Consider the following 20,775-nt stretch of genomic DNA (forward strand, 5'->3'; position numbering starts at 1 on the left):
AAACCTAAGTCGATTCGACTTAGGTTTTTTTGTGTTTATTTTTATTTATCAAATATCATAATCCATAAATTGAATAACCCTAAAGAAGAAAAAAGAATGAAAATGAAGCTATTTAAAGTAATAGTAATGATTTTTTGTTTTTCAGGTTTTCCAAGTGCTCCTAAAATAATCTCTATGATAGGAAACGTTATTTCTACCACAAGTATATATTTTAAATAATTACAGCAATGACTGCGATAAAAAGGAAGACAATAATGAAAAAAGTGTAGTTCGTCTTTTCATTATTGTCTTCCTTATAAATAAAATGAATATAAATGATATGCTTTATATTAAAGCATACGGAATAAGTATACAAACCGTTATGTGTACAATAGATCTCTAGAAATATATATTCTAATTTCTTATCCTTTTTGCATATAGTTACAATTCTTCTTTTGAATATAACTAAAACACGAACGTTATTGGTGAGTAATAAAAAAACATTCGATTATTTATTGACATTGTTTATGAAATATTGTTAATATAGCCATAGAAACAATAATATATAAGACCTCATATAATCGCGGGGATATGGCCTGCAAGTCTCTACCTAACGACCGTTATTCGTTAGACTATGAGGGAAAGTCACTCGGTATTTTTCTATTCACAAGGGATACGTATGCCTGAGTAGAGCGCTTTCTCTCATAGTAAAAGAGAAACTGTTCTATTTCAGGCTTTTTTTATTTGAATCGGGGGGATTCTAATATGAAATCACTAGTTGGAGTCATAATGGGAAGCACGTCAGACTGGGAAACAATGAAATATGCTTGTGACATTTTAGATGAATTAAATATACCGTATGAGAAAAAAGTTGTATCTGCTCATCGGACTCCGGATTATATGTTTGAATATGCAGAGACGGCTCGTGAACGTGGGTTGAAAGTTATTATTGCTGGAGCTGGTGGAGCAGCGCATTTACCAGGAATGGTTGCAGCGAAGACGAATCTTCCTGTAATCGGAGTTCCAGTTCAATCAAAAGCGTTAAACGGCTTAGATTCATTATTATCCATCGTCCAAATGCCAGGAGGGGTTCCAGTTGCAACTGTTGCAATTGGTAAGGCTGGTTCAACAAATGCTGGTTTACTTGCTGCACAAATACTTGGATCATTCCATGATGATATACATGATGCATTAGAATTGAGAAGAGAAGCAATTAAAAAAGATGTGCGCGAAGGTAGTGAGCTAGTATGACGAGAATCATTTTACCTGGAAAAACAATCGGCATTATTGGAGGCGGCCAGCTAGGAAGAATGATGGCATTGGCAGCTAAGGAGATGGGATATAAAATTGCTGTTTTAGATCCTACAAAAAATTCACCATGTGCACAAGTTGCTGATATTGAAATTGTTGCACCATATGACGATTTAAAAGCAATTCAGCATTTAGCGGAGATCAGTGATGTTGTGACATATGAATTTGAGAATATTGATTATAGATGTTTACAATGGCTTGAAAAACATGCTTACTTACCGCAAGGCAGTCAGTTGTTAAGTAAAACACAAAATCGTTTTACAGAAAAGAATGCGATTGAGAAAGCTGGGCTACCAGTAGCAACGTATAGATTAGTTCAAAATCAAGATCAGCTTACTGAAGCAATCACTGAGTTATCATATCCTTCCGTCTTGAAAACGACGACAGGCGGATATGATGGGAAAGGTCAAGTTGTTTTAAGAAGTGAGGCTGACGTTGATAAAGCACGAGAGCTTGCGAATGCAGCAGAGTGTATTTTAGAGAAATGGGTGCCTTTTGAAAAAGAAGTATCAGTTATTGTGATTCGTAGTGTAAGTGGTGAAACGAAAGTATTTCCGGTAGCGGAAAATATTCATGTAAATAACATTTTGCATGAATCTATCGTTCCAGCTCGCATTACAGAAGAACTTTCTCAAAAAGCAATTGCTTATGCAAAAGTGCTCGCGGATGAACTAGAACTTGTGGGAACACTAGCGGTAGAGATGTTTGCTACAGCTGATGGTGAGATTTACATTAATGAATTAGCACCAAGACCTCACAATTCAGGACACTATACACAGGATGCATGTGAAACGAGTCAATTCGGTCAACATATTCGAGCAATCTGTAATTTACCTCTTGGAGAAACAAATTTGTTAAAACCAGTTGTCATGGTAAACATTTTAGGCGAACATATAGAAGGGGTCCTAAGACAAGTGAATAGATTAACCGGGTGCTATTTACACTTGTATGGAAAAGAAGAAGCAAAAGCGCAGCGAAAAATGGGGCATGTTAATATTTTAAATGATAATATTGAAGTCGCTCTAGAAAAAGCGAAGAGTTTGCATATTTGGGACCATCAAGAACAACTGTTGGAGGGAAAAAAATGATTAGTCGTTATACACGCCCAGAAATGGGTGCAATTTGGACGGAAGAGAACAAATTTAAAGCGTGGTTAGAAGTTGAGATTTTAGCTTGTGAAGCATGGGCTGAGCTTGGCGATATTCCAAAAGAAGATGTTAAAAAAATTCGTGAGCATGCATCATTTGATATTGATCGTATTTATGAAATTGAAAAAGAGACACGTCATGACGTAGTTGCATTTACTCGTGCTGTATCAGAAACACCAACATTAGGTGAGGAACGTAAATGGGTTCATTACGGTTTAACATCTACAGACGTAGTAGATACAGCGTTATCTTACATCTTAAAACAAGCGAATGAAATCATATTAAAAGACTTAGAAAACTTTGTAAGCATTTTAGCTAACAAAGCGAAAGAGCATAAATACACGATCATGATGGGAAGAACACACGGTGTTCATGCAGAACCAACAACATTTGGTTTAAAAATGGGTCTTTGGTATGAAGAAATGAAACGTAACGTAGAGCGTTTCAAACAAGCTGCTGATACAGTTCGCGTTGGTAAATTATCTGGTGCGGTTGGTACATACGCAAATATCGATCCATTTGTAGAAAAGTATGTTTGTGAAAACTTAGGATTAGAAGCAGCACCAATTTCAACACAAACATTGCAACGTGATCGCCATGCTCATTACATGTCAACACTTGCACTAATCGCAACATCTATCGAAAAGATGGCAGTTGAGATTCGTGGTTTACAAAAGAGTGAAACACGTGAAGTTGAAGAGGCTTTTGCAAAAGGCCAAAAAGGTTCTTCTGCAATGCCACATAAACGTAATCCAATCGGATCAGAAAATATGACTGGTTTAGCTCGTGTTATCCGCGGTTATATGATGACAGCGTATGAGAATGTTCCATTATGGCATGAGCGTGATATTTCTCACTCTTCGGCAGAACGCGTAATTTTACCAGATGCTACAATCGCATTAAATTACATGTTAAATCGCTTTGGTAATATCGTTAAAAACTTAACTGTATACCCAGAGAATATGAAACGCAATATGACAAGAACATACGGCTTAATTTATTCTCAGCGTGTAATGCTTACATTAATCGACAAAGGTATGGTACGTGAAGAAGCTTATGATATCGTACAGCCTAAAGCGATGGAAGCGTGGGAAACACAAGTACAATTTAAAGAGCTTGTAGAAGCTGATGAGCGTATTACGAGCAAGTTATCACAAGAAGAAATTAATGAATGTTTCAACTATGAGCATCATATGCAACACGTTGATACAATCTTTGAACGCCTTGGGTTAAACGAAGCGTAAAATTTCATATGGCACAGAATAGAGTCATTCTGTGCCATTCTTTATTAAAAAATTATTCACATTTTTCAAACTACAGGGGGCTTGCGAAATGCAAAAGCTAGAAATGCTGTATGAAGGTAAGGCAAAAAGAATTTATCGTACAGAATCAGCAGATATGGTTTGGGTAGAGTACAAAGATAGTGCGACTGCTTTCAATGGGGAGAAAAAAGAGACGATTACAGGAAAAGGTCGTTTGAACAATGAGATTACAACTTTATTGTTCAGAAAGTTACAAGAAGTAGGAATAAAAACACATTTTGTAGAGAAGTTATCTGAAACAGAGCAACTTGTTAAAAAAGTGAGTATTATTCCTCTAGAAGTTGTCACAAGAAATGTAATTGCAGGAAGTCTTTCAAAACGATTAGGAATGGAAGAGGGAACTGTACTTGCAGAACCAATCGTAGAATTTTACTTCAAAGATGATGATTTAGGAGATCCGCTTGTAACGGAAGATCATATTCGTGTATTAAACGTTGCATCACCAGAGCAAGTAAGCGTATTACGAGATATGGCTCTACAAATCAATCAAGTGTTGATTGATCATTTCGCAAGCTGTCGTGTAAGATTAGTAGATTTTAAATTAGAGTTTGGTGTAACAGATGAAGGGGAAATCATTTTAGCAGATGAAATTTCACCAGATACTTGCCGTTTATGGGATGAAACGAGCAATGAAAAATTTGATAAAGACGTATTCCGTCGTGACCTTGGAAATTTAACAGAAGCTTATGAAGAGATTTTAAAACGTTTAGGGGGAATTTCACATGTATAAAGTTAAGGTATATGTAACGTTAAGAGAAAGCGTATTAGATCCACAAGGAACAGCAGTAAAAGGGGCACTTCATAGTCTTTCGTTCACAGAAGTACAAGACGTTCGAATCGGAAAATATATGGAATTAACAATTGATAAATCAGTATCTGACCTTGACGCAAAGGTAAAAGAAATGTGTGAAAAACTATTAACAAACGTTGTAATGGAAGACTTCCGTTATGAAGTTGAGGAGGTTGTCGCACAGTGAAATTTGCAGTCATAGTATTCCCAGGTTCGAACTGTGATGTCGATATGTTCCATGCAATTAAAGATGAGCTTGGTGAAGAAGTAGATTACGTTTGGCACGATAGAGAGAATTTAGATGAATATGATGCAATTTTACTACCTGGTGGATTCTCTTACGGTGACTATTTACGTTGTGGTGCTATTTCTCGCTTCGCGAATGCAATGAAAGCAGTGCAAAAAGCTGCTGAGCAAGGAAAGCCGATTTTAGGTGTATGTAATGGATTCCAGATTCTTGTTGAATCAGGATTACTACCAGGAGCGTTAATGAGAAACGAAAACTTAAAATTTATGTGCCGAACAGTTCAGCTGCGTGTTGAAAATAATGAAACGATGTTTACATCACAATATGAAAAAGATGAAGTAATCAATATTCCAATCGCGCATGGTGAGGGGAATTACTACTGTGATGAAGAGACTCTTAAACAATTAGAAGAGAATAATCAAATCGCATTCCGTTACGTAGAAAACCCGAATGGAAGCGTTTCAGATATTGCTGGTATTGTAAACGAAAAAGGAAATGTACTTGGTATGATGCCACACCCAGAGCGTGCTGTAGATGAATTACTTGGCGGTGCTGAAGGGTTAAAAGTCTTTCAATCTATCTTAAAACAGTGGAGGGAAACATATGTCGTTAATGCTTGAACCAAATCCAACACAAATTAAAGAAGAGCGCATATATGCGGAAATGGGGCTAACAGACGAAGAGTTTGCCATGGTTGAAAAGATTTTAGGCCGTCTGCCAAATTATACAGAAACAGGATTATTCTCTGTTATGTGGTCTGAACATTGCAGTTATAAAAATTCAAAACCAGTACTTCGAAAATTCCCAACAACAGGTGAGCGCGTTCTGCAAGGACCTGGGGAAGGTGCTGGAATTGTAGATATCGGTGATAATCAAGCGGTTGTATTTAAAATGGAAAGTCATAACCATCCTTCTGCTATTGAACCATATCAAGGAGCAGCAACAGGCGTTGGTGGTATTATCCGTGACGTATTCTCTATGGGAGCACGCCCGGTAGCTCTATTAAACTCACTTCGCTTCGGTGAATTACAGTCACCACGTGTGAAATATTTATTCGAAGAAGTAGTAGCAGGGATTGCAGGATACGGTAACTGTATCGGCATTCCGACTGTTGGCGGCGAAGTACAGTTTGATCCATGTTATGAAGGAAATCCACTTGTAAATGCAATGTGCGTAGGCTTAATTAATCATGAAGATATTAAAAAGGGGCAAGCGCACGGTGCTGGAAATACAGTAATGTACGTAGGAGCATCAACTGGTCGTGACGGTATTCACGGTGCAACATTCGCATCTGAAGAGTTATCTGAAAGCTCAGAAGCGAAGCGTCCAGCAGTTCAAGTAGGAGATCCATTTATGGAGAAACTTCTTATTGAAGCTTGCTTAGAACTTATTCAGTCGGATGCACTTGTTGGAATTCAAGATATGGGTGCAGCTGGTTTAACATCATCTTCTGCAGAAATGGCAAGTAAAGCAGGTATGGGTATTGAAATGTACTTAGATGATGTACCACAACGTGAAACAGGAATGACACCATATGAAATGATGCTATCTGAATCACAAGAACGTATGCTAATCGTTGTGAAAAAGGGTAGAGAGCAAGAAATAGTAGATTTATTTGAGAAGTATGGTCTTGCAGCCGTTACGATGGGGAAAGTAACGGAAGACAAAATGCTTCGCTTATTCCATAAAGGTGAAAAGGTAGCTGAAGTTCCAGCAGATGCTCTTGCAGAAGAAGCACCAATTTATCATAAGCCATCAAAAGAAGCAGCATACTTTGCTGAATTCCAGGCAATGAAAATGGAAACACCAAAAGTAGAAAATTATAAAGAAACGTTATTCGCTCTATTACAACAACCGACCATTGCAAGTAAAGAGTGGGTTTATGATCAATATGATTATCAAGTTCGCACAAGCACAGTTGTTACACCAGGTTCAGATGCAGCAGTTGTACGTGTACGCGGTACAGAAAAAGGATTAGCAATGACGACAGATTGTAACTCTCGCTATATTTATTTAGATCCAGAAGTGGGCGGTAAAATTGCAGTAGCAGAGGCAGCACGTAATATCGTATGTTCTGGGGGAGAGCCACTTGCAATTACAGATTGCTTAAACTTCGGTAATCCAGAAAAACCAGAAATCTTCTGGCAAATTGAGAAATCAGTAGATGGTATGAGTGAAGCTTGTCGTACATTACAAACGCCAGTTATCGGCGGAAACGTATCAATGTATAACGAACGTAGTGGTGAAGCTGTATATCCAACACCGACAGTTGGGATGGTTGGACTTGTAAACGATTTAAAACATGTAACAACACAAGAGTTTAAGCAAGCTGGCGATTTAGTTTATGTAATTGGAGAGACGAAAGCTGAGTTTGGTGGAAGTGAATTACAGAAAATGATTCACGGCAAAATTTTCGGTCAGTCACCAAGCATCGATCTAGATGTAGAATTAAAGCGCCAAAAACAAGTATTAGCAGCAATTCAAGCTGGCCTTGTTCAATCTGCTCATGATGTTGCAGAAGGTGGCTTAGCAGTTGCAATTACTGAAAGTGCAATTGGTGCAAAAGGTTTAGGTGCTACTGTGAAATTAGATGGAGAAGCAACAGCAGCATTATTCGCTGAATCACAATCGCGCTTCGTTATAACTGTAAAACGTGAAAATAAAGAAGCGTTCGAGAAAGCGGTAGAAGCAATTCAAGTTGGAGAAGTGACAAATACAAATGAAGTAACAATTCATAATGAAGAAAATGAAGTATTACTTACAGCAAATGTAGATGAAATGAGAAAGGCTTGGAAAGGGGCAATCCCATGCTTGCTGAAATAAAGGGGTTAAATGAAGAATGTGGCGTTTTCGGAATTTGGGGGCATGAAAATGCAGCACAAGTTTCGTACTACGGATTGCATAGTTTACAGCACCGTGGACAAGAAGGCGCAGGCATCGTTGTAAATAATGGTGAGAAAATCGTCGGTCACAAGGGGTTAGGTTTAATATCGGAAGTATTTTCAAGAGGTGAGCTAGAAGGCTTAAACGGAAAATCAGCAATTGGACACGTACGATATGCGACAGCTGGCGGAAGTGAAGTTGCTAACGTTCAACCATTATTATTCCGCTTTTCCGATCATAGTATGGCATTAGCTCATAACGGAAATTTAATTAATGCAAAGATGCTTCGTCGTGAATTAGAGGCAGAGGGAAGTATTTTCCAAACAAGTTCAGATACAGAGGTACTTTTACATCTCATTAAACGTAGTACGAAAGATTCTTTAATTGAAAGTGTAAAAGAGGCCCTAAATAAAGTGAAAGGTGCGTTTGCATATCTTTTACTAACTGGAAATGAAATGATCGTTGCGCTAGACCCGAATGGATTCCGTCCTCTTTCAATTGGAAAGATGGGAGATGCTTACGTTGTAGCATCAGAAACATGCGCTTTCGATGTAGTAGGTGCAACATACATTCGTGATGTAGAACCAGGTGAATTACTTATCATCAATGATGAAGGAATTCACGTAGATCGTTTTACAAATGAAGTAGATCATGCAATTTGTAGTATGGAGTACATTTACTTTGCACGTCCGGATTCTAATATCGCAGGTATTAACGTCCATGCAGCGCGTAAAAACATGGGAAAACGTTTGGCGGCAGAAGCCCCTATTGAAGCTGATGTTGTTACTGGTGTACCAGACTCTAGTATTTCAGCGGCAATTGGTTATGCGGAGGCGACAGGAATTCCGTATGAGTTAGGATTAATTAAAAATCGTTATGTTGGACGTACGTTTATTCAACCTTCTCAAGAACTGCGTGAGCAAGGGGTTAAGATGAAGCTTTCAGCAGTAAGAGGCGTAGTTGAAGGAAAACGAGTTGTGATGATTGACGATTCTATCGTAAGAGGAACGACGAGTAAACGAATTGTTCGTATGCTTCGCGAGGCTGGAGCGACAGAAGTCCATGTAAGAATTGCTTCACCACCTCTTAAGTATCCATGTTTCTATGGCATTGATATTCAAACGAGAAAAGAATTAATCGCAGCAAATAATTCAATAGAAGAAATCCGTCAAATCATCGGAGCAGATTCTTTAACGTTTTTAAGTGAAGATGGATTAGTAGATGCAATTGGACGTCCATATGAAGGGAAATATGGCGGTCTATGTATGGCGTACTTCAATGGAGATTATCCAACAGCTCTTTATGATTATGAGCAAGAGCTTTTAGAAAGTATGAAATAAGAAGAAAAAAGCTTCTACTTCTTTTGATGTAGAAGCTAGCTTCTTTCTTAAAACGGCCGGCCCTGTATAGGGAGAAATTAAAAGACGAGGTGTAGATAACGATGGCGAATGCATATAAGCAAGCAGGAGTAGATATTGAAGCTGGATATGAAGCGGTATCTCGCATGAAAAAACACGTACAAACAACAATGAGAAAAGAAGTACTAGGCGGTCTAGGCGGTTTTGGAGGTATGTTTGATCTATCAAAATTTGCATTAGAAGAACCTGTATTAGTATCTGGAACAGATGGCGTGGGAACGAAATTGATGCTCGCTTTTATGGCAGATAAACATGACACAATAGGTATTGATGCAGTAGCAATGTGTGTAAATGATATTGTTGTCCAAGGAGCAGAACCGCTTTTCTTCCTTGATTATATTGCTTGTGGTAAAGCTGAACCTAGTAAAATTGAAAACATCGTCAAAGGTATATCAGAGGGCTGTCGCCAAGCTGGTTGTGCATTAATTGGTGGAGAAACAGCTGAAATGCCAGGAATGTATTCTACGGAAGAATACGATTTAGCTGGTTTTACAGTTGGAATTGTTGATAAAAAGAAAATTGTAACAGGTGAAAAAATTGAAGCTGGTCAAGTATTAATTGGCTTAGCATCTAGCGGTATTCATAGTAACGGTTATTCTTTAGTACGAAAAGTATTACTAGAAGATGGAGAACTATCTTTAGATCGCATTTACGGACGCTTAGAACTACCTCTTGGTGAAGAATTATTAAAACCAACGAAAATTTATGTCAAACCTATTTTAGAACTATTGAAGAAATATGAAGTATACGGTATGGCGCATATTACAGGTGGCGGATTCATTGAAAATATTCCACGTATGTTACCAGAAGGAATCGGTGCAGAAATTGAATTAGGATCTTGGAAAATTCAACCGATCTTCAGTTTACTTCAAGAAGTGGGAAAACTAGAAGAGAAAGAAATGTTCAATATTTTTAACATGGGTATTGGTATGGTAGTAGCAGTGAAGGAAGAAGAGGCAAAAGATATTGTTCGTCTTCTTGAAGAGCAAGGAGAAACAGCTCGCATTATTGGACGTACTGTACAAGGGAATGGCGTTACCTTCAATGGGGGCACAGCACTATGAGTAGATTAGCAGTTTTTGCTTCTGGAAGCGGCTCTAACTTTCAATCTCTCATCAATGCGGTGGAAGAAAATAGATTAGACGCAGATATTAGTTTATTAGTATGTGATAAACCAGAAGCACGTGCTGTTGGACGGGCACATTATCATCATATTCCATGTTTCGCTTTTTCAGCGAAAGCATATGAGTCAAAAGAAGCATTTGAAAAAGAAATATTAAAGAAGCTAGAAGAGTATGAAATTGATTATGTTATTTTAGCTGGATATATGCGTTTAGTTGGGCCGACATTACTAGAAGCTTACAGCGGGAAGATTATTAATATTCATCCATCACTATTACCAAGCTTTCCAGGGAAAGATGCTGTTGGTCAAGCGTTAGAAGCAGGTGTGAAAGTAACTGGAGTAACGATTCATTATGTAGATGCAGGTATGGATACGGGACCAATTATTGCGCAAGAAGCAGTAGTTGTTTCTGAAGGGGATACGAGAGAAAGCTTACAAAAGAAAATTCAACAAGTTGAACATAAATTATACGTAAATACAGTGAATCAAATTGTTCAATCTGTGAAAGAACCAACTGTTAACTAACATACAACCAGGGGTGAAGGATAAATGAAAAAGCGTGCATTAGTAAGTGTTTCAGATAAAACAGGAGTAGTGGAATTTGTTAAAGGTTTACTAGAACAAGGGATCGAAGTTATCTCAACAGGTGGTACGAAAAAATTACTAGAAGAAAATGGCTTACAAGTAATTGGTATTTCTGAAGTAACTGGGTTCCCAGAAATTATGGATGGCCGCGTAAAAACATTACATCCAAACATTCATGGTGGTCTATTAGCAGTTCGCGATAATGAAACGCATGTAGCGCAAATGAATGAGTTAGGTATGCAGCCAATTGATTTTGTTGTTGTTAACTTATACCCATTCAAAGAAACAATCGCTAAGCCTGATGTAACATTTGCTGATGCAATTGAAAATATTGATATCGGTGGTCCAACAATGATTCGCTCTGCTGCGAAAAATCATAAATTTGTATCAGTAATTGTAGATCCAGTAGATTACGATGTTGTATTAGCGGAACTGAAAGAGAACGGTGAAGTAAAAGAAGAAACGAAACGTAAATTAGCAGCGAAAGTATTCCGTCATACAGCGGCATATGATGCGTTAATCTCTAACTACTTAACAGAGCAAATGGGTGAAGAAAGTCCAGAAACATTAACAGTGACATTTGAGAAAAAACAAGATTTACGCTATGGAGAAAATCCACATCAAAAAGCAACATTCTATAAAGCGCCATTCGCTGTAACTTCTTCTGTTGCATACGCAGAACAATTACACGGTAAAGAATTATCTTACAACAATATTAACGATGCAGATGCAGCACTTAGTATTGTAAAAGAATTTACAGAGCCAGCAGTAGTAGCGGTAAAACATATGAATCCATGTGGTGTTGGAGTGGGTACTGATATTCATGAAGCATACACACGCGCTTATGAAGCAGATCCAGTATCAATCTTTGGTGGTATTATTGCAGCAAATCGTGAAATTGATAAAGCTACAGCAGAAAAGTTACACGAAATTTTCTTAGAAATCATTATTGCACCTTCTTTCTCAAAAGAAGCTTTAGAAGTATTGCAAAGTAAGAAAAACTTACGTCTACTAACTGTAAATATTGAAAAAGCGACAAGTGCAAGCAAAAAACTAACTTCTGTACAAGGTGGTCTTCTCGTTCAAGAGGAAGATACGTTATCATTAGATGAAAGTACAATTTCAATTCCGACAAAACGTGAACCATCAGAGCAAGAGTGGAAAGATTTAAAACTAGCTTGGAAAGTTGTAAAACATGTGAAATCAAACGCAATTGTTTTAGCGAATGATAACATGACAGTTGGTGTAGGTGCAGGACAGATGAATCGTGTAGGTTCTGCAAAAATCGCAATTATACAAGCTAGTGAAAAAGCACAAGGTAGCGCACTTGCATCTGATGCTTTCTTCCCAATGCCAGATACAGTAGAAGAAGCAGCAAAAGCAGGGATTACAGCAATCATTCAACCAGGCGGATCAATCCGTGACGAAGATTCTATCAAAGTGGCAGATAAGTATGGGATTACGATGGTGTTCACTGGCGTACGTCATTTCAAACACTAGTAGAGGATGTTTAAAAGGTCCGGTCAAGATAACTGTCGCATGTCGTCGTTGCATTGCCAGTGCGGTACTCATGTAGGAAAGCTACATTCCGTGTCCTCCTGTCAAATGCGCCTCGACCTGCTCGGTTCTCTGATCCTCCTTTTTAAACCTTTATTGATATGAAAACAAACTAGGAGCAGAGCTTCTAGTTTGTACTTATTTAAGTATTGGGGGATGAAATATGAATGTTTTAGTAATTGGCCGCGGTGGGCGTGAGCATGCTTTAGCTTGGAAGTTTGCGCAATCTGAAAAGGTGGAAAAGGTATATGTAGCACCGGGTAATGAAGGTATGCGCGATGTTGCAACACCAGTTGATATTGATGAAAATGATTTTGACGCATTAGTTTTATTTGCTAAAGAGAATAAGGTTGAATTAACTTTCGTTGGACCAGAAATTCCGCTTATGAATGGAATTGTTGATCGCTTTAAAGAAGAGGGACTTCGTGTGTTTGGCCCAAATAAAGCGGCTGCTGTTATTGAAGGTAGTAAGGCTTTCACGAAAGAATTGATGAAAAAATATGATATTCCAACTGCAGCATATGAAACTTTTACAGACTATGAAGAAGCAGTACAGTATATTCAAAAAGTTGGTGCGCCAATCGTTATTAAAGCTGACGGCCTAGCTGCTGGTAAAGGTGTAACGGTAGCAATGACGCTTGAAGAGGCATTACAAGCTGTGAAAGAGATGCTACAAGATGTGAAGTTTGGCGAAGCGAGCAAGAAGGTCGTTATTGAAGAGTTTTTAGATGGACAAGAATTTTCATTAATGGCATTTGTAAATGGAACAACTGTGCATCCGATGGTAATTGCTCAAGATCATAAACGAGCTTTTGATGGTGATAAAGGTCCAAATACAGGCGGAATGGGTGCGTATTCTCCAGTACCACAAATTCCGGAATCAGCAGTTCAAGAGGCGATAAAAACAGTATTACATCCAACTGCTAAAGCGATGATTGCAGAAAACCGTTCGTTTACAGGAATTTTATATGCGGGACTTATTTTAACAAATGATGGCCCGAAGGTAATTGAATTTAATGCACGCTTTGGTGATCCTGAAACGGAAGTAGTATTACCTCGCTTAGAAAATGATTTAGTTGATGTATGTAACGCTGTATTAGATGAAAGTGAATTAACGTTACAGTGGTCAGAGGAAGCGGTAATTGGTGTTGTACTTGCTTCAAAAGGATATCCGGAAGCATATAAAAAAGGTGATATTATTAAAGAATTAGATGCACTGAAAGATGTAATTATTTTCCATTCAGGTACAGCGATGAAGCATGGTGACTTTGTAACAAATGGAGGCCGTGTACTATTTGTCGCTTGTAAGGCGGACAGTTTACAAGCAGCGAAAGATAAGGTGTATAAAGAAATCGGCAAAATTGAGAGTGATGGTCTATTTTACCGAAGTGATATAGGATATCGTGCAATTGGTCATGAGATGACGAGAAGCTAATATGTAAAAATCCCGCTGATTTCTCAGCGGGATTTTTTATGCATCTTTATCTTTTTTCAATTTTCCTTTTTGCTTTGCCATTTCTCGAAGTAAATACTCGATGTGTGCATTGACGCTACGAAACTCATCATTCGCCCATTTTTCGATGACTGCGTGTAATTCAGGATCAATACGTAATGGAAAGCTTTTCTTTTTAGCCATAATGATTTACAACCCTTTAGTATAGGCTTCCTGTATTAATAACTGGTTGCGCACCTTTATCTGAAACGATGGCAACTAATAAGTTGTTCACCATATTTGCTTTACGCTCGTCATCTAATTCAAGTACGCCTTCCTCATCTAACATATGGATTGAATCTTTCGCCATCTTCACAGCACCTTCAACAATCTCTTTTCTAGCAGCTAATACTGCTTTTGCTTGTTGACGTTGTAGCATTGCATGGGCAATTTCTGTTGCGTAAGCTAAATGTGTTAAACGAGTTTCTAATACTTCTACGCCAGCGATTTCAAGGCGCGCTTCTAACTCACGTTTTAATTCTTCAGAGATTTCTTCAGTATTTCCGCGTAACGTGATGCAAGTTTCATCTTGGAAATTGTCATAAGGATATTTTGTTGCGACGTGGCGGATTGCTGTTTCACTTTGAATTTCTACAAATCGATCGTAATGTTCAACACCGAACATTGCTTTTGCAGAATCAACTACTTTATATACGATAACGGCTGCAATTTCAATTGGATTTCCCTCAATATCGTTTACTTTTAACTTCTTACTATTAAAGTTTTCAACACGTAACGATACAGTTTGACGGAATGCGAATGGAATTGTTAAAAATAAACCGTTTTGACGAATTGTTCCTAAATAATTACCGAAAAACGTAATAACTTTTGCTTGGTTTGGTTGAACAATACCAATACCTGTAGCAAGAACGGCGGCTAAAATAATAGTTAATGCCGCTCCTATGAAAATTTCTTGTACAAGGAAAAATACACCGATAGCGGCTAAAATTAAAATCCCGATAATACCGAGAAAACCATTTACATAAAAAACTTGTTTTTCTTTCATATGATCGCCTCCTGATATAAAAATGATATCACTTTTATATCATTTTATGCAAGGGCTTTACACTTAATTTTCTGAAATTATTGATTAGGTATCTCTTATGTATATTTTGAGGTTCGAAACAAGAATGTACGTTCTGTTTTATGGTAAAATAAAGAAGACTTAACCGCCCACTGCAGCAGCTAAGTCCCTTTGAGAGCATCTTGCATCGTGACAAATGATTCAAAGCGGTTTTGCCAGGATTATATCTTCAATCGCTGACTCAATCTCTTTGTCAGAAGCGTCAAAACTTCCATTTGACTGTGGTTTGTCGTGCTTGGAAGTTTGATTCACTTCTTCTTTAGCATGTCCCTTTTCAGTAAAATTCATGCTAGGCATTTTAAATGCCCCCATATTCATGTATTTTCCGAATTTCCACATTTCAACAACGGGGCAGAAACGAACAATTCCCTCTGCGATTTTCATTGCACCAATCCATAGCAAGACGTTAGACCAAGTGCACCACGGCTTGCGTACAAGTTTAGCACTACTACAGCCGAAGAGGATAAGTCCGAGTGTAATTCGAATTAGGGCATTTATTGTACCGATGTTTTGCTTCATTAGAAAAACACTCCTTTTTATGAAAGTTGAAATAGATAATACTATTTCTCTTATTAGTATCCCGTGTGATTTTTGGGATATGTAATCCAACATTTGACGTTGAAAAAGATGTTGGAATGTGCGTGTGTGTAAGTAGCTTTTTTTGTTATAATGAAAGAATGCACAAAAGGAAATTCAAAATTAAATCCTCTCGTTTGAAAAACTATGGAAGAGGGAATTCCAAACTTAATTCTCCGTTTTAAACAAATATTTAAGATGAAGTTAAAAAAATCCTGATGAAAATAAACTGTTATTTTGACCAGAAATATATAACTAGAGAAAAGAAAGGGTGTTTTCATGTACGATATTTCCGGGTGGAAACATGTATTTAAGCTTGATCCGAATAAGGAGTTAAGTGACGAACATTTAGAAATGATTTGTGAGTCTGGAACAGATGCTGTTATTGTAGGCGGAAGTGATGGAGTGACAATTGATAATGTACTACACATGCTAGTTAGCATTCGTAGATATGCGGTTCCTTGTGTGTTAGAGGTTTCTGATGTGGAAGCAATTACACCAGGATTTGATTTTTATTATATCCCAAGCGTTTTAAATAGCCGAAAAGTAGAATGGGTAACAGGCGTTCATCATGAGGCTTTGAAAGAATTTGGGGATATTATGGATTGGGACGAAATTTTCATGGAAGGGTATTGTGTTTTAAATCCTGAAGCGAAAGTAGCCCAACTTACAGATGCGAAATGTGATGTAACAGAAGATGATGTGATTGCATACGCGCGTTTAGCAGACAAGTTATTGCGCTTACCAATATTTTACTTAGAATATAGCGGTACGTATGGAGACAGTGAACTTGTTAAAAATGTAAAAGCAGAATTAAAACAAGCGAAGTTATATTATGGCGGCGGTATTTCTAATGCTGAACAAGCGAAGGAAATGGCACAATACGCTGATACAGTAGTTGTTGGAAATATTATTTATGATGATATAAAAGCAGCGTTAAAAACAGTTAAAGCAGTAAAAGGAGAGTAGGTGCAGGCGTATATGAGTAAGACAGATAGGTTATTAAATGGTTTAAATCCGCAGCAACAAAAAGCAGTACAAACAACGAACGGACCACTTCTATTAATGGCAGGTGCAGGTAGTGGTAAAACACGTGTGTTAACACATCGTATTGCGTTTTTACTTGGTGAAAAAGGTGTAGCGCCATGGAATGTACTAGCTATTACCTTTACAAATAAAGCGGCTCGTGAAATGCGCGATCGTATTGATACACTTGTCGGACCAGAAGCAGAAGATATTTGGATTTCTACGTTCCACTCTATGTGTGTACGTATTTTACGACGTGATATCGATCGTATTGGTATTAATCGTAACTTTACAATCTTAGATTCAGGCGATCAGTTAACTGTAGTCAAAAAAATTATGAAAGAGCGCAATATTGATCCGAAGAAATTTGAGCCGCGCTCTATTTTAGCTGGTATTAGTAATGCGAAAAATGAATTGTTATCTGCAGATAAATATGCGAAAAAAATTACAATCGCTGATCCATATGAAAAATTAACGAGCGATGTATATACAGAATATCAAAAACGTCTTCTGAAAAATAACTCATTAGATTTTGATGATTTAATTATGACAACGATTCAGCTATTTGAACGTGTTCCAGAAGTACTAGAGTTTTATCAGCGTAAGTTCCAATATATTCACGTGGATGAGTATCAAGATACGAACAAAGCGCAGTACCTTCTTGTAAAACATTTAGCAGCACGTTTTAAAAATTTATGTGTTGTAGGTGACTCAGATCAGTCTATTTACCGCTGGCGCGGGGCTGACATTTCTAACATTTTGTCATTCGAAAAAGACTATGAGAATGCGCAAGTTATTCTGTTAGAACAAAACTATCGTTCGTCACAAAATATTTTAAATGCAGCGAATGCTGTTATTGAAAAAAATTCAAACCGTAAACCGAAAAAATTATGGACAGACAATCAAGTTGGAAGCAAAATCTCATATTACCGTGCTGCGACGGAAAAAGACGAAGCATATTTTGTTGCGAAAAAAATTCGTGACGATATTCAAATGGGAAAACGAAAATATACTGATTTTGCAGTGTTATATCGTACAAATGCGCAGTCTCGTATGGTCGAGGAGATTTTCCTGAAATCTAATATTCCTTACAAAATTGTCGGCGGTACGAAGTTCTACGATCGTAAAGAGATTAAAGACATTTTGGCGTATTTACGTTTAATTGGGAATCCAGATGATGAGATTAGTTTCGCACGTATTATTAACATGCCAAAGCGCGGAATTGGTGCGACTTCTATCGATAAAATTATTAATTACGGTGTACAAAATGGAATTTCATTAACTGCTGTATTCGATGAGATTGAGCATGTTGGAGTAAGTGCAAAAATTACAAAGGCAGTAAAAGAATTCGCTGGTTTATTACACAACTGGGTAAATATGCAAGAGTATTTATCTGTTACAGAATTGGTAGAAGAAGTTATTGAAAAAACAGGCTATCGCGATATGTTGAAAAACGAGCGTACCTTAGAAGCAGAAGGTCGTTTAGAGAACTTAGATGAGTTTTTATCTGTTACGCAAACATTTGAATCTCAAAGCGAAGATAAGAGCCTTGTTGCATTCTTAACAGACTTAGCGCTTGTTGCTGATATTGATCGTGTCGATGAAGATCCAACTGCTGGTGAGGAAGTTATTTTAATGACGATGCACTCAGCGAAAGGATTAGAGTTCCCAGTTGTCTTTATTGTTGGGTTAGAGGAAGGAATATTCCCGCATACTCGTTCTCTAATGGAAGAAGATGAAATGCAAGAAGAGCGTCGCCTTGCTTATGTAGGTATTACTCGTGCAGAAGAAGAGTTATATTTATCTAATGCACAAATGCGTACTTTATTTGGTAGAACAAGTATGAACGCTGCTTCTCGATTTATTACAGAAATCCCGGCAGAGCTAGTAGAATCGTTAAATGAAACAGCGCCAAAGCGTGAAACTTCGTTTGGTGCAAAAGGCAGAACGACAACTACAAGTAAAATGACAACTACAACCACAACACGCTCTCGTTCAGCTTTCGCGCGTCCTGCAGCTAAGACGACAGGCGGCGAGCAAATTGGCTGGGCAGTAGGTGATAAAGCTTCCCACCAAAAATGGGGAGTCGGTACAGTTGTCAGTGTAAAAGGTGAAGGTGATGCAAAAGAATTAGATATTGCGTTCCCAAGCCCAATTGGTGTTAAACGTTTGTTAGCTAAATTTGCACCTGTGACGAAACAATAGGAAAGGAATGAGGATATGTCAAAAGAGATAGCAAAACAACGTATAGAAGAACTGCGTGATTTGTTAAATACATTTAACTATCAGTATCACGTATTAGACAATCCTTCTGTTTCTGATGCGGAGTATGACCGTAATATGCAGGAGCTTATAAAATTAGAAGCAGAGAATCCAGAGTTTATGAGTGAAGACTCTCCCTCCATTCGCGTTGGGGGAACTGTTCTTGATATATTTGAAAAAGTAACACATAAGTCACCGATGTTAAGTTTAGGAAATGCATTTAACGAAGGAGATTTACGTGATTTCGACCGACGAGTACGCCAAGGAATTGATGATGCGAATGTAAGATATATATGCGAATTAAAAATTGACGGACTTGCTGTTTCACTTCATTATGAAAAAGGACGCTTCATTCAAGGGGCAACACGTGGTGATGGTGTAACAGGTGAAGATATTACCCAAAATTTAAAAACGATTAAAGCGATCCCGCTCCGTTTAAATGAAGAAGTAACGTTAGAAGCACGAGGCGAAGCTTATATGCCGAAGCGTTCATTCGTTAAGTTAAATGAAGAAAAAGAACAAAATGGTGAAGATGTATTTGCGAATCCGCGTAATGCGGCAGCAGGTTCAATACGCCAACTTGATCCGAAAATTGCAGCGAAGCGTAACTTATCTATGTTTGTGTACGGTCTTGCGAATGTAGAAGAAAAAACAATTCCATCACATAGTGAATCGCTTGATTTCTTAGGTGAACTTGGATTCAAAACAAATCCAAATCGTCGTACATGTGAAACAATTGAAGAAGTTATAGCTTATGTAGAAGAATGGCAAGAAAAACGTCCGCATCTTGATTATGAGATCGATGGAATCGTTATAAAAGTAGATGATGTTGCTCTACAAGAAAGTTTAGGAACTACAGCAAAGAGTCCAAGATGGGCGATTGCTTATAAATTCCCGGCTGAAGAAGTTATAACAAGATTAACAGGTATTGAATTAAGTGTTGGTCGCACAGGGGTTGTAACACCGACTGCAGAGCTAGAGGCAGTGCGAGTGGCTGGTACTATCGTTCGTCGTGCCTCTTTACATAACGAAGATTTAATTCGTGAAAAAGACATTCGAATTGGTGACTATGTTGTTGTGAAGAAGGCAGGAGATATTATTCCTGAAGTTGTGAACGTTATTTTTGATAAGCGTACTGGTGAGGAAGAAGAATATCATATGCCGACGCATTGCCCAGCATGTGAGAGTGAACTAGTTCGTTTAGAAGAAGAGGTAGCACTTCGCTGTATAAATCCAACTTGTCCGGCTCAAATTCGAGAAGGATTAATCCATTTCGTTTCAAGAAATGCAATGAATATTGATGGACTTGGAGAGCGTGTCATTACACAACTCTTTGATGCTGATTACATTCGTACATTCGCTGATTTATATTCGTTGACGAAAGAGCAATTATTACAGCTAGAAAGATTCGGTGAAAAATCAGCAACGAATTTAGTACAAGCAATTGAGAATTCTAAAGACAACTCATTAGAGCGATTATTATTTGGTCTTGGTATTCGCCATGTCGGAGCAAAAGCAGCACGTACATTTGCAGAGCATTTTGAAACGATGGATGCGCTTGTGAAAGCAACGGAAGAAGAACTAAAAGCAATTAATGAGATTGGTGAAAAAATGGCTCAATCCGTCGTGACGTATTTTGATAATGAAGACGTATTAGAGTTATTACAACAATTTAAAGAGTATGGCGTGAATATGGCGTACAAAGGTATAAAAATTGCTGATTTACAAAATGTTGAGTCGTACTTCGCAGGAAAAACTGTCGTTTTAACAGGGAAATTAGAAGTTATGGGACGTAGTGAAGCAAAGAAAAAGATTGAGGCATTAGGTGGAAAAGTAACAGGAAGTGTTAGTAAAAGTACGGATTTAGTTGTTGCAGGTGAAGCGGCAGGTTCGAAATTAGCACAAGCAGAGAAGCATAATGTTGAGGTTTGGAATGAAGAGAGGTTCTTACAAGAGCTAAATAAGTAAGAGG

The 20,775-nt window shown here is 37.8% G+C and carries 18 protein-coding genes and 1 riboswitch; of the genes, 15 read left to right on the forward strand and 3 right to left on the reverse strand.

Going from position 1 to position 20,775, the window contains the following annotated elements; genetic code table 11:
- The first annotated feature begins 532 nt into the window (after nucleotides 1–532).
- Nucleotides 533–634: riboswitch (purine riboswitch) on the forward strand.
- 110 nt (nucleotides 635–744) lie between these two features.
- From purE to purD, 12 genes are all read left to right on the forward strand, one after another.
- On the forward strand, nucleotides 745–1,230 hold the full coding sequence (gene purE, locus MKX31_RS00010) for a 5-(carboxyamino)imidazole ribonucleotide mutase (RefSeq protein WP_000839368.1): 486 nt from the start codon (nucleotides 745–747) through the stop codon (nucleotides 1,228–1,230).
- Nucleotides 1,227–2,378, forward strand: a complete 1,152-nt coding sequence (purK, locus tag MKX31_RS00015; RefSeq protein WP_064473487.1) for a 5-(carboxyamino)imidazole ribonucleotide synthase — start codon at nucleotides 1,227–1,229, stop codon at nucleotides 2,376–2,378. The genes purE and purK overlap by 4 nt, the downstream gene beginning before the upstream one ends.
- On the forward strand, nucleotides 2,375–3,682 hold the full coding sequence (purB, locus tag MKX31_RS00020) for an adenylosuccinate lyase (protein ID WP_064477167.1): 1,308 nt from the start codon (nucleotides 2,375–2,377) through the stop codon (nucleotides 3,680–3,682). Before purK ends, purB begins: the two co-directional genes overlap by 4 nt.
- A gap of 88 nt (nucleotides 3,683–3,770) precedes the next feature.
- On the forward strand, nucleotides 3,771–4,490 hold the full coding sequence (gene purC, locus MKX31_RS00025; RefSeq protein ID WP_064477168.1) for a phosphoribosylaminoimidazolesuccinocarboxamide synthase: 720 nt from the start codon (nucleotides 3,771–3,773) through the stop codon (nucleotides 4,488–4,490).
- Nucleotides 4,483–4,737, forward strand: a complete 255-nt coding sequence (gene purS, locus MKX31_RS00030) for a phosphoribosylformylglycinamidine synthase subunit PurS (protein WP_000278821.1) — start codon at nucleotides 4,483–4,485, stop codon at nucleotides 4,735–4,737. Before purC ends, purS begins: the two co-directional genes overlap by 8 nt.
- Nucleotides 4,734–5,417: a phosphoribosylformylglycinamidine synthase subunit PurQ gene (purQ, locus tag MKX31_RS00035; RefSeq protein WP_000666772.1), complete on the forward strand. Its 684-nt coding sequence runs from the start codon at nucleotides 4,734–4,736 to the stop codon at nucleotides 5,415–5,417. Before purS ends, purQ begins: the two co-directional genes overlap by 4 nt.
- Complete coding sequence (gene purL / locus MKX31_RS00040; protein WP_064477169.1) at nucleotides 5,401–7,620, forward strand: phosphoribosylformylglycinamidine synthase II; 2,220 nt, start codon at nucleotides 5,401–5,403, stop codon at nucleotides 7,618–7,620. Before purQ ends, purL begins: the two co-directional genes overlap by 17 nt.
- Nucleotides 7,605–9,020 carry an amidophosphoribosyltransferase gene (gene purF / locus MKX31_RS00045; RefSeq protein WP_000879030.1) on the forward strand — a complete coding sequence of 472 codons (1,416 nt, stop codon included), beginning with the start codon at nucleotides 7,605–7,607 and terminating at the stop codon, nucleotides 9,018–9,020. The genes purL and purF overlap by 16 nt, the downstream gene beginning before the upstream one ends.
- 101 nt (nucleotides 9,021–9,121) lie before the next feature.
- Nucleotides 9,122–10,162 carry a phosphoribosylformylglycinamidine cyclo-ligase gene (gene purM / locus MKX31_RS00050; RefSeq protein ID WP_064477170.1) on the forward strand — a complete coding sequence of 347 codons (1,041 nt, stop codon included), beginning with the start codon at nucleotides 9,122–9,124 and terminating at the stop codon, nucleotides 10,160–10,162.
- Nucleotides 10,159–10,746 (forward strand): phosphoribosylglycinamide formyltransferase, encoded by a 588-nt coding sequence (purN, locus tag MKX31_RS00055; RefSeq protein ID WP_064477171.1) that lies wholly within the window; start codon nucleotides 10,159–10,161, stop codon nucleotides 10,744–10,746. The genes purM and purN overlap by 4 nt, the downstream gene beginning before the upstream one ends.
- Nucleotides 10,747–10,770: 24 nt before the next feature.
- Nucleotides 10,771–12,306, forward strand: a complete 1,536-nt coding sequence (purH, locus tag MKX31_RS00060) for a bifunctional phosphoribosylaminoimidazolecarboxamide formyltransferase/IMP cyclohydrolase (RefSeq protein WP_064477172.1) — start codon at nucleotides 10,771–10,773, stop codon at nucleotides 12,304–12,306.
- A 220-nt stretch (nucleotides 12,307–12,526) separates the two neighbouring features.
- Entirely contained in the window at nucleotides 12,527–13,798 is a 1,272-nt protein-coding gene (gene purD, locus MKX31_RS00065; RefSeq protein ID WP_340979667.1) for a phosphoribosylamine--glycine ligase, read from the forward strand.
- Between the two features lie 36 nt (nucleotides 13,799–13,834).
- Here the strand turns inward: purD and MKX31_RS00070 are convergent, their stop codons facing one another.
- The 3 genes from MKX31_RS00070 to MKX31_RS00080 all read right to left on the reverse strand — a co-directional run bounded on the left by MKX31_RS00070 (nucleotide 13,835) and on the right by MKX31_RS00080 (nucleotide 15,458).
- Nucleotides 13,835–13,999 carry a toxin-antitoxin system HicB family antitoxin gene (locus MKX31_RS00070; RefSeq protein WP_001085171.1) on the reverse strand — a complete coding sequence of 55 codons (165 nt, stop codon included), beginning with the start codon at nucleotides 13,997–13,999 and terminating at the stop codon, nucleotides 13,835–13,837.
- Nucleotides 14,000–14,015: 16 nt separating this feature from the next.
- Nucleotides 14,016–14,861 (reverse strand): SPFH domain-containing protein, encoded by an 846-nt coding sequence (locus MKX31_RS00075; RefSeq protein WP_000660682.1) that lies wholly within the window; start codon nucleotides 14,859–14,861, stop codon nucleotides 14,016–14,018.
- Between the two features lie 219 nt (nucleotides 14,862–15,080).
- Entirely contained in the window at nucleotides 15,081–15,458 is a 378-nt protein-coding gene (locus MKX31_RS00080) for a YgaP family membrane protein (protein WP_088046897.1), read from the reverse strand.
- A 336-nt stretch (nucleotides 15,459–15,794) separates the two neighbouring features.
- Between MKX31_RS00080 and MKX31_RS00085 the strand changes: the two genes are divergently transcribed.
- Genes MKX31_RS00085 through ligA form a run of 3 tightly spaced genes read left to right on the forward strand, consistent with a single transcriptional unit; the run spans nucleotide 15,795 to nucleotide 20,771 of the window.
- Complete coding sequence (locus tag MKX31_RS00085) at nucleotides 15,795–16,484, forward strand: heptaprenylglyceryl phosphate synthase (RefSeq protein ID WP_000272087.1); 690 nt, start codon at nucleotides 15,795–15,797, stop codon at nucleotides 16,482–16,484.
- A 12-nt stretch (nucleotides 16,485–16,496) separates the two neighbouring features.
- The gene (pcrA, locus tag MKX31_RS00090) at nucleotides 16,497–18,746 is read left to right on the forward strand and encodes a DNA helicase PcrA (RefSeq protein WP_142289308.1); all 2,250 of its coding nucleotides are present in this window, start codon (nucleotides 16,497–16,499) and stop codon (nucleotides 18,744–18,746) included.
- 15 nt (nucleotides 18,747–18,761) lie between these two features.
- Nucleotides 18,762–20,771: an NAD-dependent DNA ligase LigA gene (ligA, locus tag MKX31_RS00095; protein ID WP_064477174.1), complete on the forward strand. Its 2,010-nt coding sequence runs from the start codon at nucleotides 18,762–18,764 to the stop codon at nucleotides 20,769–20,771.
- The last annotated feature ends 4 nt before the right edge of the window (nucleotides 20,772–20,775 follow it).

The sequence above is a fragment of the Bacillus sp. FSL M8-0063 genome (assembly GCF_038005545.1).
Taxonomy (GTDB): Bacteria; Bacillota; Bacilli; order Bacillales; family Bacillaceae_G; genus Bacillus_A; species Bacillus_A wiedmannii.

Excerpts from the sequence above, each read along its gene's own strand:
- purE (WP_000839368.1), top strand. The coding sequence starts at position 745 with ATGAAATCACTAGTTGGAGTCATAATGGGAAGCACGTCAGACTGGGAA.
- purK (WP_064473487.1), top strand. The coding sequence starts at position 1,227 with ATGACGAGAATCATTTTACCTGGAAAAACAATCGGCATTATTGGAGGC.
- purB (WP_064477167.1), top strand. The coding sequence starts at position 2,375 with ATGATTAGTCGTTATACACGCCCAGAAATGGGTGCAATTTGGACGGAA.
- purC (WP_064477168.1), top strand. The coding sequence starts at position 3,771 with ATGCAAAAGCTAGAAATGCTGTATGAAGGTAAGGCAAAAAGAATTTAT.
- purS (WP_000278821.1), top strand. The coding sequence starts at position 4,483 with ATGTATAAAGTTAAGGTATATGTAACGTTAAGAGAAAGCGTATTAGAT.
- purL (WP_064477169.1), top strand. The coding sequence starts at position 5,401 with ATGTCGTTAATGCTTGAACCAAATCCAACACAAATTAAAGAAGAGCGC.
- purF (WP_000879030.1), top strand. The coding sequence starts at position 7,605 with ATGCTTGCTGAAATAAAGGGGTTAAATGAAGAATGTGGCGTTTTCGGA.
- purM (WP_064477170.1), top strand. The coding sequence starts at position 9,122 with ATGGCGAATGCATATAAGCAAGCAGGAGTAGATATTGAAGCTGGATAT.
- purN (WP_064477171.1), top strand. The coding sequence starts at position 10,159 with ATGAGTAGATTAGCAGTTTTTGCTTCTGGAAGCGGCTCTAACTTTCAA.
- purH (WP_064477172.1), top strand. The coding sequence starts at position 10,771 with ATGAAAAAGCGTGCATTAGTAAGTGTTTCAGATAAAACAGGAGTAGTG.
- purD (WP_340979667.1), top strand. The coding sequence starts at position 12,527 with ATGAATGTTTTAGTAATTGGCCGCGGTGGGCGTGAGCATGCTTTAGCT.
- MKX31_RS00070 (WP_001085171.1), bottom strand. The coding sequence starts at position 13,999 with ATGGCTAAAAAGAAAAGCTTTCCATTACGTATTGATCCTGAATTACAC.
- MKX31_RS00075 (WP_000660682.1), bottom strand. The coding sequence starts at position 14,861 with ATGAAAGAAAAACAAGTTTTTTATGTAAATGGTTTTCTCGGTATTATC.
- MKX31_RS00080 (WP_088046897.1), bottom strand. The coding sequence starts at position 15,458 with ATGAAGCAAAACATCGGTACAATAAATGCCCTAATTCGAATTACACTC.
- MKX31_RS00085 (WP_000272087.1), top strand. The coding sequence starts at position 15,795 with ATGTACGATATTTCCGGGTGGAAACATGTATTTAAGCTTGATCCGAAT.
- pcrA (WP_142289308.1), top strand. The coding sequence starts at position 16,497 with ATGAGTAAGACAGATAGGTTATTAAATGGTTTAAATCCGCAGCAACAA.
- ligA (WP_064477174.1), top strand. The coding sequence starts at position 18,762 with ATGTCAAAAGAGATAGCAAAACAACGTATAGAAGAACTGCGTGATTTG.